The following is a 14,350-nucleotide window of genomic DNA, read 5'->3' as shown; positions in this document are numbered from 1 at the left end:
GCTTGATATTGCACCGCAACAGGGCCAAGCTGAACACTTCCGCGACAGGCAAGGGAATATCCGGTGACACAGACGCAAGCGAAAAACGTTCCGGCCGACACTGATTCCGGCAGGGTCCGGCTGGTAGAAAAGGAAACGGTGTGGAAGGGCTTCGTGCATATGCAGAAGCTAATTTTCGATCAGCGCATGCCGGATGGCAAGACAATCCGCATCATCAGGGAAGTCCACGATCACGGCAGCGCCGCCGCCATCCTTCTATACGATGCCAAACGCGACAGCGTGGTGATGGTGCGCCAGTTCCGCCCTGCCGTCTTCGTGAACGGCGATCCAAGCTTCATGATCGAAGTGCCAGCGGGGCTCCTCGATGACGACAACGCCGCCGACGCCATTCGCCGCGAGGCGATGGAAGAATCTGGCTACGCGGTGGAAAAGGTCGAATACCTGTTCGACATGTATGCCAGCCCGGGAACGCTCACCGAAAAAGTCAGCCTCTTCGTCGCCCGCATCGATCTCGACGTGCAGGCCGGCAGCGGTGGCGGTCTGGAAACCGAAGGCGAGGATCTGGAGGTTCTGACCTACGGCCTCGACGAAGCCTTCGCGATGATCGCGTCCGGCGAAATCACCGATTCCAAGACGATTATTCTGTTGCAGTGGGCGATGTTGAATCGAGCGGCTCTACGCAAACCTTAAGCGAACGCAACGTTTTCCAGCTTTGCCGCAGCCGCAAGCTTCCTGTCATGTGTTGCTAAAGGCACATTGTGCGAAATCGCAAGCGAGAGGTAGGCAGCATCATAGGCGGGAAGCGCATGTTTCGTGCCAGGCGGATGATGGAGACGTGATCGGCGATTGTGCCGTCCTCGTCAGACAGGAACCAAGCCGCGACTACCGAGGCGTCCACGACAAAGGCCATTACTTGCGGCCTTCTTCTTTCCACGCCTTGACCTCATCCGGAGTTGTCTTTTTTCGTTGCGACCGTTCTGTCCGCATCGCAGAGATGAGGTGTCGACGAGATTGAGGATCGATCGCTTTTACGAGGCATGCCACAGCTTCGTTCTGCGTGCGATAATAACATCTTCTCCCGCCTCAACCGAAGGCCTTCAACTCAGAATCTGCCCTTTACGCCGGCCCCAACGAAAAGCGACTGCATATCGCCGCCCGCCGTATCTTTATAAAACAGGCCGGTAGTTCCGCCAGTCGGTGTGAGGGTTTTGTCACCGCGACCGAAGCTCGTATATTCGTATGCGCCATCCAGGTAGAGGGAGGCATTCTCAGTCAGGGCATAGGCGATGCCCGCTTTTGCTCCGAACATGCCGCCAACATGGAATTTGTCGGTGAAGCGGATCGAACGCATCCAGTGATCGTCCGTGGCTTTCGCATAGATCATTGCGCCGCCTTCGAGGCCGGCATTCAGCGACCAGTTCCCGAATTTGCGCCCACCGGTCACATTGCCGTAAAATACGGGGATTTGCTGCCGGTAGGTGATGGCTTTTTCGCTATTGTTGAACTCACCGACATTATTGCGAAATCCTCTCCAACTGTAGATGTAGTCACCGCCATAGGCGGACCACTGCACGTCGGTATAGCGAAAGCCGATACCGGCACTGAGGTGCTGCAGCGGGTCTTCCAGCAGTGTTCTGTTGAGTTCGATGCTTCCGGTCAGGTAGTGGTCGAGGCGGGTATCGCCGTGCTGTGAGCGGTCGCTCCATCCAGTTTTCGATGTATCCCTGTAATAGGGAGGCAGCCAATCGTAGTCGGTCATGTAGCCATCGCCAGCAAAGCCGATTCGACCTTCCGTTTTTATGCGCCACTCGGGCGACAGCTCAAGTCCAAGCGATCCGCGTAACGCCATGGCATTTGTTGTTTTCCAGTCGAGTTGACTGTTTTTGTGGCTTCCATTGAAAAAGGTCTCGGTGGCCTTGATGTTTAGGACACCGGCATCGAGCGAGGCTGTGATGGCGCTTTGCTCGGCGGCGAGCGGCAGGCTCGTGCCCACCAGTAAAACCGCCGAAAGCGGCAGGGAAAACCTCGAAATTAGCATAATCGCTCCTGAATGACCGGAGGGCTCCAAAATGCGGGGCCGTTGCGGGCATTAAAGGTGATTATGGTAAACGTTCGGTTTATTTTATAGGAAATATCACTTTAAGTATCTTTGTACTTTAGTGAAATATTTATCAATAAACAGAAATCAGGCTGGAATACTCGGATTTACTTGCGTCGCCGCTGGAAATGGCTTTTCCACCTTCCATCCGCACCTTGCCTTCCGCAAGCTGCTTCAGGGCAAGTGGATAAAGCTGGTGTTCGACGGTGAGTATCCGCGCCGCCAGCGTCTCGGCCGTGTCGTCGGAAAGAACCGGCACCGCGCCCTGCGCGATCGTCGGGCCTTCGTCCATGCCTTCGGTTACAAAATGTACGGTGCAGCCGGAAATCTTCATGCCGCTGTCGATGGCGCGCTGGTGGGTGTTCAGGCCGGGGAAAAGCGGCAGCAGGGAAGGGTGGATATTGATGATGCGGCCTTCGTAGGGGGCGATGAAATCCCCGGAGATCAGCCGCATGTAACCGGCAAGACAGATGATATCAGGCGCAATCTCGCCAAGTGCGGCCAGAATGGCGCCCTCATGCTCGGCTTTGCTGGCATAGGTCTTGCGCTCGAAAACGAGCGTGGGAATACCGAACGCCTGTGCCTTTTCCAGCCCGCCTGCCGACGCCTTGTCTGAAATTACACAGGCGATCTCGGCCGGAAAATCCGTCTCCTGACAGGCCTTGGCAAGCGACACCATGTTAGAGCCGCTGCCGGAAATGAAAACGACGACACGTGCGCGGCCAGATCGAGAGGCGGCGCTCATCATAGGCTAAGGGCGCCCTTGTAGATCGTGCCGTGCGCACCCTCTTCGCGGGCGACCATGCGGCCGAGCGGGAACACGGTCTCGCCTTCCGCCGTCAGAGCATCGGTGACCTTGGCGGCATTTTCAGCCGAAACGACCACGATCATGCCGACACCGCAGTTAAACGTGCGCAGCATTTCTTTGGCTTCAACGCCACCGGTTTTTGCAAGCCACGAGAACACAGCCGGAACCTCGATCGCGTCGAGATCGATCTCGGCGGCGAGATGCTTGGGCAGAACGCGCGGAATATTTTCCGGGAAGCCGCCGCCGGTAATATGCGCCAGCGCCTTCAGCGCGCCGGTCTCGCGAATTGCCTTCAAAAGCGGCTTTACATAGATGCGCGTCGGCGTCAGCAGCGCTTCGCCAAGCTTCTTGCCATCTGCGAAGGGTGCCGGGGCGTCCCAGTCAAGGCCGGAGATCGAAACGATCTTGCGCACCAGCGAAAAACCGTTGGAATGAACGCCGGAGGACGAAAGTCCGAGAATGACGTCGCCTTCGGAAATATCGCCGGCGGGCAGAAGCTGGCCACGTTCGGCAGCACCCACGGCAAAGCCCGCGAGATCGTAGTCGCCATCGGAATACATACCGGGCATTTCAGCGGTTTCACCACCGATCAGCGCACAGCCGGATTCGCGGCAGCCGGCAGCAATGCCGGAAACGATGGCAGCGCCCTGATCCGGGTCGAGCTTGCCGGTCGCGAAATAGTCGAGGAAGAACAGTGGTTCTGCGCCCTGCACGACGAGATCGTTGACGCACATGGCAACGAGATCGATGCCGACGGTGTCATGGAAATTCGCGTCGATGGCGATCTTCAACTTGGTGCCGACGCCGTCATTGGCGGCCACCAGAACCGGATCGTTAAAGCCTGCGGCCTTCAGATCGAACAGGCCGCCGAAGCCGCCAATTTCACCATCCGCGCCGGGACGCCGCGTCGAGCGCACCGCCGGTTTGATCTTTTCGACCATCAGGTTGCCGGCGTCGATATCCACACCTGCGTCACTATAGGTAAGACCGTTCTTGCCCGACTGGCTCATCGCTCTCGTCTCCGCTGGTTCCTTTGGCGTCGCCATTCGCACGGGACGGGGCCTGATGCAAGGGTTTGAGTGGCAAAAGCTCCGGTTTTTAACGGCTTTGCGACGGTTTGACGTTTTGTGTGCCTCGGGCCTCTCGACAGCGATATGCGCAGCGCAGACTTGAAAACCCGTCGTCGTTGCACAGACCTGGCAACCGCCGTGTCTATCGCTACCGGGCCACCGGCCTTGACCATGTGCATATGCGCATCCTATCTCCATCATGGGCAATGACGGCACGGCGACAAGAGGATGAACGGATGCAACCCCATGTGAGCGGTACGAGCCTGCGCCGGCAGGTTTTTTTCTGGATAGGCGTGCTTGCCGTCTTTATCTTTTTCCTGATGGTCTTCAGCTCTATCCTCCTGCCTTTCGTGGCGGGCATGGCACTTGCCTATTTTCTCGATCCGGTTGCCGACTGGCTGGAGCGCCGAGGCCTCAGCCGGTTGATGGCCACCGTCGTTATCCTCGTCACCTTCGTGCTGATTTTCGCGCTGTCGCTCATTATCATCATTCCGCTGATTGCCGCCCAGGCATCCGAATTCATCACGCGCATCCCGCAATATATCTCGTCCCTGCAGCAGTTGATCGCCGGTGCGGACGCCAATCTGCTGCCTGACTGGGTGAGCAACCAGATCAATGCAGTGAAGGAGAATTTTTCCAAGCTGCTGACCGAAGGCGCGGGCTTCATCGGCACCCTGCTGACGCAGATCTGGAATTCCGGCAAATCGCTGGTCGATGTCATGTCGCTGCTGGTCGTCACACCCGTCGTCGCCTTCTACCTGCTGCTTGACTGGGACCGGATGATCGACAAGGTCGATAGCTGGATACCGCGCGACTACGTGCATACGGTCCGCCAGATCGCCCGCGACATGGACAGGACGATTGCCGGCTTCGTGCGCGGGCAGGGGTCGCTCTGCCTCATCCTTGGCGTTTATTACGCTGTCGGCCTGTCCTTGGTGGGCCTGAATTTCGGCCTGCTGATCGGCCTTTTCTCCGGCCTTATCAGCTTCATTCCCTATATTGGTTCGATGGTCGGCCTCATCCTTGCCGTCGGCGTCGCCATCGTGCAGTTCTGGCCTGATTATATCTATGTATTTCTGACACTTGCCGTGTTCTTTTCCGGCCAGTTCATCGAAGGCAACATCCTGCAGCCGAAGCTCGTCGGCAGCAGCGTCGGCCTGCATCCGGTGTGGCTGATGTTCGCATTGTTCGCCTTCGGTGCGCTTTTCGGTTTCGTCGGCCTTCTGGTCGCCGTGCCAGCGGCGGCAGCCGTTGGCGTGCTTGTCCGCTTTGCATTGTCGCGATATCTTGAAAGCGATCTTTACCATGGGCACGCCGCCAACCTTCCCTGGGAAGAACAGGAAACGTCCTCCGGCAAGGTTGACTCTCAGGGCTAACGATGACTGACCAAATCAAAAACGACAACGCCCGGTCGAAGGCCGAGCAGCTGCCGCTCGCATTCTCACACCAGTCCGCTTCCGGAAGGGACGATCTTCTCGTGTCCGACTCGCTCAAGGCTGCCGTCAGCCTTGTGGATGAATGGCCGAACTGGCCTTCGCCCGTGGTGGTGCTGGCCGGGCCTCCGGGTTCGGGAAAATCGCATCTCGCCAATATCTGGAAAAATATCAGCAGCGCGCAGGATATCCACCCGCAAGCCGGTGTTGGCGCTGCGCGCCTTGCCGAAACTGGACCGGTTCTGTTTGAGGATGCCGATCGCCGCGGTTTTGACGACACCGAACTTTTCCATGTCATCAACAGCGTGCGCCAGCACGGCACCACGCTTTTGATGACCAGCCGGCAATGGCCGGCCGCATGGCCGGTGACCTTGCCGGACCTGCGCTCACGCCTGAAAGCCGTGACTGTGGTGGAGACAGGCGAGCCCGACGAGGCTCTTCTGGCACAGGTTCTGGTGAAACTCTTCGCCGACCGGCAGCTTTATATGGATGACAAACTCATAGGCTACATCGTCAACAGAATGGAGCGTTCACTCGATACGGCGCAGACGATTGTGGACCGTATCGACAGGCTGGCGCTCTCGCGTGGAACAAGGATAACCCGTCCCTTGGCGGCGGAAGTCCTCAACGCGATGGGCGAAGGGACAAGAGGTAGCGGGCTGGAGGTCGATTGACTGTCACAGTTCCGTCGTCAAACTGTTATACGGGCAAGAGGGACGATCGCGGGATGCAGCAGGATCACGGGACGGAAAGTCAGGGGATGGTACAGGACATGGCCGCTATTGTGCAGGACGACTTCAACAAGGTTCAGCCGATGACCGAGGGCGAGAACCTCTGGGACAGCCCCGCGCGCTTCATCAACCGCGAATTCTCCTGGCTTCAGTTCAATCGCCGTGTTCTGGAAGAAACGCTGAACACGGATCATCCGCTGTTGGAGCGGCTGCGTTTTCTGTCCATCTCCGCCGCCAACCTCGATGAATTCTTCATGGTCCGCGTCGCCGGCCTCGAAGGCCAGGTGCGCCAGAAGATTACGGTCAAGACACCTGACGGCAAGACACCAGCCGAGCAGCTGGAAGATATTCTGAAGGAAATCGACAATCTTCAAATGGAGCAGCAGGCTTCGCTTGCGGTTCTGCAGCAATATCTCGCCAAGGAAGAAATCTTCATCGTGCGGCCTGCCGCACTTTCCGAAGCGGATCGTACCTGGCTGGGCACCGAGTTCGAGGAACGTATTTTCCCGGTACTGACGCCGCTGTCCATCGACCCTGCGCACCCGTTCCCCTTCATTCCAAACCTCGGATTCTCGATGGGCCTGCAGCTCGACAGCGTCAACGGCCGCGAGCCGATGACAGCGCTGTTGCGTCTCCCGACGGCGCTCGACCGCTTCGTTCGTTTGCCGGATGAGAAAAACGCCATCCGCTACATCACGCTTGAAGATGTGGTCGGTCTGTTCATTCACCGTCTTTATCCGGGCTATACCGTCAGGGGATTCGGCACGTTCCGCATCATCCGTGACAGCGATATCGAGGTGGAGGAAGAGGCGGAAGATCTGGTCCGCTTCTTCGAAAGCGCGCTGAAGCGCCGCCGCCGCGGTTCGGTTATCCGCATTGAGACCGACAGCGAAATGCCGCAGTCGCTCCGCCAGTTCGTGGTGCACGAGCTTGGCGTGCCTGATAATCGCGTTGCCGTTCTGCCCGGCTTGCTCGCCCTCAACACCATCTCGGAAATCGTGCGCGCACCGCGCGACGACCTGAAGTTCGAGCCTTACAACGCCCGTTTCCCCGAGCGCGTGCGTGAACATGCCGGCGATTGCCTTGCCGCCATCCGCGAAAAAGACATGGTGGTTCACCACCCCTATGAAAGCTTCGACGTGGTTGTGCAGTTCCTGTTGCAGGCTGCACGCGACCCCGAAGTGCTCGCCATCAAGCAGACGCTTTACCGCACCTCCAACGACAGCCCGATCGTTCGCGCGCTGATCGACGCGGCGGAAGCCGGCAAATCCGTGACCGCGCTGGTCGAATTGAAGGCGCGTTTCGACGAAGAGGCGAACATCCGCTGGGCGCGCGATCTGGAGCGGGCCGGCGTGCAGGTGGTGTTCGGCTTCATCGAACTCAAGACGCATGCCAAGATGTCTATGGTGGTGCGCCGCGAAGACGGCAAGCTCAGAACCTATTGCCACCTCGGCACCGGCAACTACCACCCTATCACGGCCAAGATCTACACCGACCTGTCCTTCTTCACCTGCAACCCGAAGATCGCCCACGACATGGCGAATATCTTCAACTTCATCACGGGTTACGGCGAACCGGAAGAGGGCATGAAGCTCGCCATTTCGCCCTATACGCTGCGTGCGCGCATCGTGAAGCACATCAATGAAGAGATTGAGCACGCCAAGCGCGGTGCGCCGGCGGCGATCTGGATGAAGATGAACTCGCTGGTCGATCCCGAGATTATCGATACGCTTTACCGCGCCAGTGCGGCCGGCGTGGAGATCGATCTCGTCGTGCGCGGCATCTGCTGCCTGCGCCCACAGGTTGCGGGTCTGTCGGACAATATCCGCGTCAAATCGATTGTCGGCCGCTTCCTCGAGCACAGCCGAATCTTCTGCTTCGGCAATGGTTTCGGCCTGCCGTCCGACAAGGCGCTGGTCTATATCGGCTCCGCCGACATGATGCCGCGCAACCTTGATCGCCGCGTTGAAACGCTGGTGCCGCTCACCAACCCCACCGTGCACGAGCAGGTTCTTTCACAGATTATGCTGGGCAATCTCATTGACAACCAGCAGAGCTACGAGATACTTGCGGACGGAACGTCGAGGCGCATCGAGGTGCGTAAAGGCGAAGAACCGTTCAACGCGCAGCACTATTTCATGACCAATCCCAGCCTTTCCGGACGTGGTGAAGCCCTGAAATCAAGTGCGCCCAAATTGATTGCCGGGTTGATTTCTTCCCGCAAGAAACAGGCTGAATGACTCGATCAGAAGCACAGGGGCGGCTGACCGGCCTTGCCCCCGTTTCCGTCATAGATATTGGTTCGAACTCCGTTCGTCTCGTCGTATATGAAGGTCTTTCCCGCGCGCCCGCCGTGCTGTTCAACGAAAAGGTCCTTTGCGGTCTCGGCAAGGGACTGGCCCTCACGGGTCGGATGCATGAGGAAGGCGTTAGCCGGGCTTTGATGGCGCTGCGTCGCTTCCATGCGCTTTCCGAACAGGCGCAGGCGCAGCAACTCTACGTACTGGCGACAGCGGCAGCGCGCGAAGCGGAAAACGGCCCGGATTTCATCCGTGAAGCCGAAGCCATACTTGGTTGCGAGATCGAGGTGCTGTCCGGCGAAAAGGAAGCGCTTTATTCCGCCTATGGCGTGATCAGCGGTTTCCACGACCCGGATGGCATTGCAGGCGACCTGGGCGGCGGTTCGCTGGAACTCATCGACATCAAGGGCAAGAACTGCGGCGAGGGCATCACCCTGCCGCTCGGCGGCCTTCGGTTGTCGGAACAATCGGATGGCTCGCTGGAGAAGGCGACGACAATTGCCCGCAAGCACGTCAAATCTTTCGCAAAGCTGCTGGCGGCCGGCGAGGGGCGTACCTTTTATGCCGTGGGCGGCACGTGGCGAAACATCGCCAAGCTGCACATGGAGATCACAGGTTATCCGCTGCACATGATGCAGGGATATGAATTGCCGCTGGCGGAAATGCTGAATTTTCTGGAAGAAGTCATCGTCTCCAGGGACAGCAAGGACCCGGCCTGGCAGGCGGTCTCCAAGAACCGCCGTTCGCTTCTGCCGTTCGGCGCCATCGCCATGCGTGAAGTTCTAAAGGCGATGAAGCCGGCAACGATCGCCTTCTCGGCGCAGGGCGTGCGCGAAGGTTATCTTTATTCGCTGCTGACGGAAGCGGAGCGGGATACCGACCCGCTGTTGGTCACGGCCGACGAGCTTGCCATTCTGCGTGCCCGTTCGCCCGAACATGCGCGCGAACTCGCCGACTGGAGCGGCCGCACCTTTCCGGTCTTCGGCATCGATGAGACGGAAGAGGAAAGCCGTTACCGGCAGGCCGCCTGCCTTCTGGCCGATATCAGCTGGCGTGCACATCCGGACTATCGCGGCCTGCAGGCGCTCAACATCATCGCCCACTCCTCCTTCGTGGCGATCACCCATCCGGGCCGCGCTTATATCGCGCTTGCTAATTATTACCGCTTCGAAGGGTTGAACGACAACGGCACCACACAGCCGCTCGCCGCCATGGCGGGTGACCGCCTGCTGGAACTCGGCAAGTTGCTCGGCGGCCTGCTGCGCGTCGTTTACCTCTTCTCAGCCTCCATGCCCGGTGTCGTTGATCACCTGAAATTCCGCAAATCCACCACTCCGGATCTGGATCTGGAATTCGTCGTACCACACGCCTATTGCGATTTTGCCGGCGAGCGTCTGGACGGACGCCTGCAGCAACTGGCGAAACTGACGGGCAAGCGGTTGGCGTTTGTGTTCGAGTAACGGGCAGACGCCGGCCATTTGGCACCGCAGACAGTTGTGGAGCTATACTAGGACCAGCGCTGACAAAAGGCGTCGATATCGCTTGATTGAAAGTAGGCTAGCCGCGCCATGATCGTCTCGAAGGGCCAGTCCCACCAGGCGATTTTGGCAAGCTTCCCCGCCACGGTTTGCGAAAACCGCTCGCGAATGATCTTCGCGGGAACACCGCCGACGATGGTGTAGGGCGGCACGTCCTTGGTGACGACCGCGCCTGCTGCGAGCACGGCGCCGTCTCCAACCTTCACGCCCGGCAGCACGATGACCCCGTGACCGATCCAGACATCGTGACCGATGACGGCGCGATCCTCCTTGCGGCGATCTAAAAAAGCGTCGTCGCGCACCGCCTCTGTAGCGTAATATTCCGGGCAGTAACTGAAACGGTGCATGGACGGTCGGTCCATTGGATGGTTCGGTGCGCCAATCCTGACGTCCGCGGCAATAGCGCAGAATTTCCCGATTGTCGCATCACCGACAATACAACGGGGTCCGAGGTAAGAGTAATTCCCGAGTTCGACGTTGTGCAGAGAGGTATCGGCCAAAATTTCGCAGCAGCTACCTATGTTCGAGTCCCTTATGCTTGCCGTCGAATGGATAACTGTCTCTGCGAGCTTGGGGCGATTGAGTTGTGCGGTTGAGTGCATGCCTGTCTCCGGATTTCGGCCTGCGTAACCGGCGACTATGAAGGGCATATGACGCGAAATTGCGAAGGCAAGCCGATTAGGCCAGATATCCTTTTGAAATGCAGATCGTGTACGCGCTTTGCGTGGAACGAAATCAGGCTTCACACAGCGCCGTCAACCGCCGGAACCATCCGCAGTCGCAGCTTTTTTACTTCCAGTAATGGTCGGATATGTTTTGGGCATTCTGAATGATGTGACGCGCGACTTCGGGATCTCCGCCCTCGAATGTTTCCAGATCGGCTCCGCATAGCAGCAGGAAAAGCTGCTGGTGTGCGACAGCGGCAAAATAGTCATGAGGCGGTGGCTGTATTTCAGACCCGATTGACTGGAGTTCGTCAGCAGCCTGTTTGCTTGCACGCTCAAGCGCTGCGAAAATAGTGGACACCATCGCCGATTCTGTCCGTTGCAATATATCCTGAACCTGCCGTTCGGCGGGCGTCAGGACCGGGCAGCTCTCACTCATCGCACAACTCTCCTCTCGGCACACCTCGTTTACCTGCGGTACTATGCCATGGATTGTGTCTGCTTTGAGAGGAGAAGCTGAAGTTGTGGATTTTAAACCGCAAACGAAAAACACGACAGACCGAAATCGGTTTGTCGCCGAGACAAACCGGTCGCCTCGCTACAAGCCGTTATTATTCAACCGTGCCCCAGCGCCTTCCTGATACAGGCGCTGAGATAGGCATATTGCAGGGGCGTGGCCCTTGCCATCGCCTCCGTGCGGGTGGCGGGCCTGTCCTCGTAACCGACCGGAATATCGAACTGGGTGAAGGTGAAATCCCAGCGGGTGCCGTTGACGATATTGTAGAAATGGTCGGCGCCGCTAACGACGGTTTTGGCGAGGTCGCCACCGAAAATATCCTGCACCACAAGAGCTGTAACGCCACCTTGTCCCCTGGCTGGGTTTTCTCTCGACCACAGGCTGCTGGTTTCGAGTGACCAGCTTTTCCTCAGGGCGTAATACAGTCGTTCGGCATTGTCCTGCATGACGGGTCTTTCCTGTTTCGGAACCGGGTTCCGGGTCAGGTTGGGTCGGTACAGTAACGGAGCGCCTCGCTTCCTTTTTCAGGCCGCAGGAACGCTCCGTTCAGTTGAGCTTGCGCCGATGCGCTGACGGTGCCGGAACGAATTCCGGCACTCCTTTCCTCACTTCGCGTCGAGAAGGTCCTTGACTTCCAGGAGGACGAATTCGTTGTCGTCAGCCTTGTCCAGCGCACGGCCGGCCGAGAAGGGCAGGTTGTTGTCGTTGCCGACGATGATATGGGTGGCGTCGACACGGTCTACATTCTCGATGGTCACGAACGGCATGTCGTAGAAACCGTTGCCGCCGCCCTGACGCTTCCTGTTATCAGGATCGGAGATCTTCAGCAGATCGATATAGCCGATCTTGCGCGCCGCCTTGCCGGCATTGGCGTCGTTGAATTCGATCTTGTAGATGCGCTTGACCTTGGAAGGTACGGCAAAGCAGTTTACGTCCGGCTTCTTCGGGTCGGCGCAGGCCTTGTCAGCGGTGCCGGCGCCATTGTCACGCTCGATGACCAGCGCGGTGCTCTCGTCCAGCATGTTGAAATCGCCGATGGCTTCACCACCTTGCGCCAGCGGGTAGAGCCAGGTGCGGCCTGTCCATTCCTTCTTGGCGGTATCGAGTTCGATGATGCGAAGGGCGGTTGAGCCGTCTTCGGTCTTTTCGACCTGACCGTCGGCGGTGTAGAGCGGGCCTTCGAGAAGGCCGTAAAGCTTCGAGCCGTCCTTGGAGAGCGCCATGCCTTCATAACCACCTGATCGTTTTAGGTTGAAAGCGGGCATTTTCTGCGTGGGGTTGCCGGGCAGTGCCAGGGTCGGATGATCCGGGGACTTCACCTCGATATCGCCGGCCTTGGTTGCGATGACGTCGGTCAGCTTGCCGTCGCGGGTGAATTTCAGGATGTAGGGACCGAACTCTTCGCCCACCCAGAAGCCGTCGGCAACGGGCTGAATGGATTCGACGTCGAAGTCGGCGCCCGTCAGGTAACGTTTGGTCGAACCTTCCATGACGATGGGGAAGGGAGCTTTCTTGTCCGGGTCGGAAAGGAACACCGTCTCCAGCGCGTTGACCTTGCCGGCATCCCAGTCGAATTTGATGTGGTGGAGCATCAGCATGGCGTCGCTGGAGTTGAGCTTCGAGCCGAAACCATTATCGGAAAGGCTCCAGAAGCTGCCGTCCGCCATGGCCTTGATTCCGGAAAAGCCCTGCATGGCCTGGCCGTTGAACGGCATGGAGAGGCCGGTCGGGCGAACGCCATCCTTGCCGGGCACGGTGCCGAGACCCTCGGCGCGCTTGCGGTCGGCCGTCGTGAACTTGGCGGATGTCTTGAGGTATTCCGGCGCATCGGCAGGTGCTGCGATGATGGTGTTGGCGGGCAGAATGGCGTGCGAGACCAGCTTTGCCGGAAACTCCTGCTCTGCATGGGATGCGGTTGCGAGCGCAAGAACGGCGAAAGGTGCGAAAAGAATATGCTTCATGGTGGAGACCCCTCAATGCCTGTTGAAGACAGGACTGAGGCGATAGGGGTGCCACATGACAGGCAGGTGATTGCAGTTTGAAGCTTTGATGAATTTTGATGACGGGCGGCCTCGGAAACGAAGCTACCCGTTTGTTTTCAGGGGTTTTTTCAGGCGGCTGGGGCCTGATATTGGCTGAGCGTACACACGCCGAGCGTCTGCCCGCGTCCCTTGACAGCATGTTCGCCGAGATATTCGCTGCGAACACCTTTGGGTAGCACCAGCTGATGGGCGAGATCGGCAGAAATCAGCACGGGATGGCCGAGCATCTTGCTCAGTGATTCGAGCCGCGAAGTGGTGTTCACCGTGTCGCCAAAATAGGTGATCTTGTGGTGATCGACGCCGATTTCGGCTGTTATGACCGGCCCGCCATGAATCGCAAAGCGAAGGCGCGGCACTTCACCGAAACGGGCGAGCCACATGTCGCGCTTGTCCTCGATGGTCGCCTGGATATCGAAAACACAGCGCACGCAGGCTGCCCGCCTTATCGCCATGTGATAGGGCCAGGTGATGATGGCCGCGTCGCCGATGTAGTCGTCAATGACGCCGCCATGTCTTCTGACGGGGGCTGCGTAGCTCGCGAAGATTTCGCCCAGAAACTCCTGCGCCTTCAGGTCGCCATGGGTTTCGGCAAACGAAGTGGAGCCGACGAGGTCGATGAAGATGAAAACGCGGTCTTCGCTGACTGGACGGCGATAGCGCCCAAGTATGAGATCGATGAAGATGTCACGGCCCAGCAGTTCGCGCACGCGCATGATGAAAACGATGATGCCGCAGACGATGAGGGTGAAGATCAGTGTCTGCACCTCGGCATGCACCGCCCGTTTCCAGGTGCCGGGAAATATGCCGCTAACCCACAGAATGGTACCGCCAAGCCCGAAGCCACAGAAGACGAGGACGGCGTAGATGATGAGGCCGACGGCAATATAGGCCGGTGTCGGCAATGCGCTAACCTGCCGCGACAGACCGGGCAGCACGTAACCACGCTCGAAGGCGAGGATTGGCGCACAGGCGAACAGCGCATAGGTGGCGCCAATGAGCGCGCCGCCGCCATATTCCAGAAACGCGTAGGCCACCCCGCTGCCGGCCACGGCAACGAAGAGCACCACGTAATCCAGAATGGGCAGCAATTTTCTCATGTCGGTTCTTGATCTCGGGGAAGGGAAGCGTCGTGCCCCCGTCAGGCGAAG

The 14,350-nt window shown here is 58.6% G+C and carries 13 protein-coding genes; 5 read left to right on the top strand and 8 right to left on the bottom strand.

The window, feature by feature from the left end; genetic code table 11:
- Positions 1–63: 63 nt before the first annotated feature.
- Positions 64–690 (top strand): NUDIX domain-containing protein, encoded by a 627-nt coding sequence (locus tag FB593_RS03895; RefSeq protein ID WP_025593009.1) that lies wholly within the window; start codon positions 64–66, stop codon positions 688–690.
- 412 nt (positions 691–1,102) lie between these two features.
- Here the strand turns inward: FB593_RS03895 and FB593_RS03880 are convergent, their stop codons facing one another.
- The 3 genes from FB593_RS03880 to purM form a co-directional block, all read right to left on the bottom strand.
- Positions 1,103–2,038: an omptin family outer membrane protease gene (locus tag FB593_RS03880; RefSeq protein WP_145166487.1), complete on the bottom strand. Its 936-nt coding sequence runs from the start codon at positions 2,036–2,038 to the stop codon at positions 1,103–1,105.
- 133 nt (positions 2,039–2,171) lie between these two features.
- Positions 2,172–2,846: a phosphoribosylglycinamide formyltransferase gene (purN, locus tag FB593_RS03875; protein WP_145166336.1), complete on the bottom strand. Its 675-nt coding sequence runs from the start codon at positions 2,844–2,846 to the stop codon at positions 2,172–2,174.
- Positions 2,843–3,916: a phosphoribosylformylglycinamidine cyclo-ligase gene (gene purM, locus FB593_RS03870; RefSeq protein ID WP_003512456.1), complete on the bottom strand. Its 1,074-nt coding sequence runs from the start codon at positions 3,914–3,916 to the stop codon at positions 2,843–2,845. Before purM ends, purN begins: the two co-directional genes overlap by 4 nt.
- 296 nt (positions 3,917–4,212) lie before the next feature.
- Here purM and FB593_RS03865 point away from each other — a divergent pair, with 296 nt between their 5' ends.
- The 4 genes from FB593_RS03865 to ppx all read left to right on the top strand — a co-directional run bounded on the left by FB593_RS03865 (position 4,213) and on the right by ppx (position 9,900).
- Positions 4,213–5,352 carry an AI-2E family transporter gene (locus tag FB593_RS03865; protein ID WP_013635868.1) on the top strand — a complete coding sequence of 380 codons (1,140 nt, stop codon included), beginning with the start codon at positions 4,213–4,215 and terminating at the stop codon, positions 5,350–5,352.
- Positions 5,353–5,354: 2 nt separating this feature from the next.
- Entirely contained in the window at positions 5,355–6,083 is a 729-nt protein-coding gene (hdaA, locus tag FB593_RS03860) for a DnaA regulatory inactivator HdaA (RefSeq protein WP_065658059.1), read from the top strand.
- Positions 6,084–6,181: 98 nt separating this feature from the next.
- Positions 6,182–8,380 (top strand): RNA degradosome polyphosphate kinase, encoded by a 2,199-nt coding sequence (locus FB593_RS03855; RefSeq protein ID WP_112290000.1) that lies wholly within the window; start codon positions 6,182–6,184, stop codon positions 8,378–8,380.
- Complete coding sequence (ppx, locus tag FB593_RS03850; RefSeq protein ID WP_112289783.1) at positions 8,377–9,900, top strand: exopolyphosphatase; 1,524 nt, start codon at positions 8,377–8,379, stop codon at positions 9,898–9,900. The genes FB593_RS03855 and ppx overlap by 4 nt, the downstream gene beginning before the upstream one ends.
- 47 nt (positions 9,901–9,947) lie before the next feature.
- On the opposite strand, the gene FB593_RS03845 is transcribed toward ppx, so the two are convergent.
- The 5 genes from FB593_RS03845 to FB593_RS03825 all read right to left on the bottom strand — a co-directional run bounded on the left by FB593_RS03845 (position 9,948) and on the right by FB593_RS03825 (position 14,299).
- A complete protein-coding gene (locus FB593_RS03845; protein WP_145166335.1) occupies positions 9,948–10,580 on the bottom strand; it encodes a DapH/DapD/GlmU-related protein in 633 nt (210 codons plus the stop codon).
- A gap of 187 nt (positions 10,581–10,767) precedes the next feature.
- A complete protein-coding gene (locus tag FB593_RS03840) occupies positions 10,768–11,082 on the bottom strand; it encodes a hypothetical protein (RefSeq protein WP_003512466.1) in 315 nt (104 codons plus the stop codon).
- Positions 11,083–11,258: 176 nt separating this feature from the next.
- Positions 11,259–11,606: a hypothetical protein gene (locus FB593_RS03835; protein WP_003512467.1), complete on the bottom strand. Its 348-nt coding sequence runs from the start codon at positions 11,604–11,606 to the stop codon at positions 11,259–11,261.
- 159 nt (positions 11,607–11,765) lie between these two features.
- Positions 11,766–13,121 (bottom strand): esterase-like activity of phytase family protein, encoded by a 1,356-nt coding sequence (locus FB593_RS03830; RefSeq protein WP_065658055.1) that lies wholly within the window; start codon positions 13,119–13,121, stop codon positions 11,766–11,768.
- 149 nt (positions 13,122–13,270) lie between these two features.
- Positions 13,271–14,299 (bottom strand): adenylate/guanylate cyclase domain-containing protein, encoded by a 1,029-nt coding sequence (locus tag FB593_RS03825; RefSeq protein WP_003512469.1) that lies wholly within the window; start codon positions 14,297–14,299, stop codon positions 13,271–13,273.
- Positions 14,300–14,350 lie beyond the last annotated feature (51 nt).

The sequence above is a fragment of the Rhizobium sp. SJZ105 genome (genome assembly GCF_007828365.1).
Taxonomy (GTDB): domain Bacteria; phylum Pseudomonadota; class Alphaproteobacteria; order Rhizobiales; family Rhizobiaceae; genus Agrobacterium; species Agrobacterium tumefaciens.
This window is presented reverse-complemented; position numbering and strand designations above follow the sequence as displayed.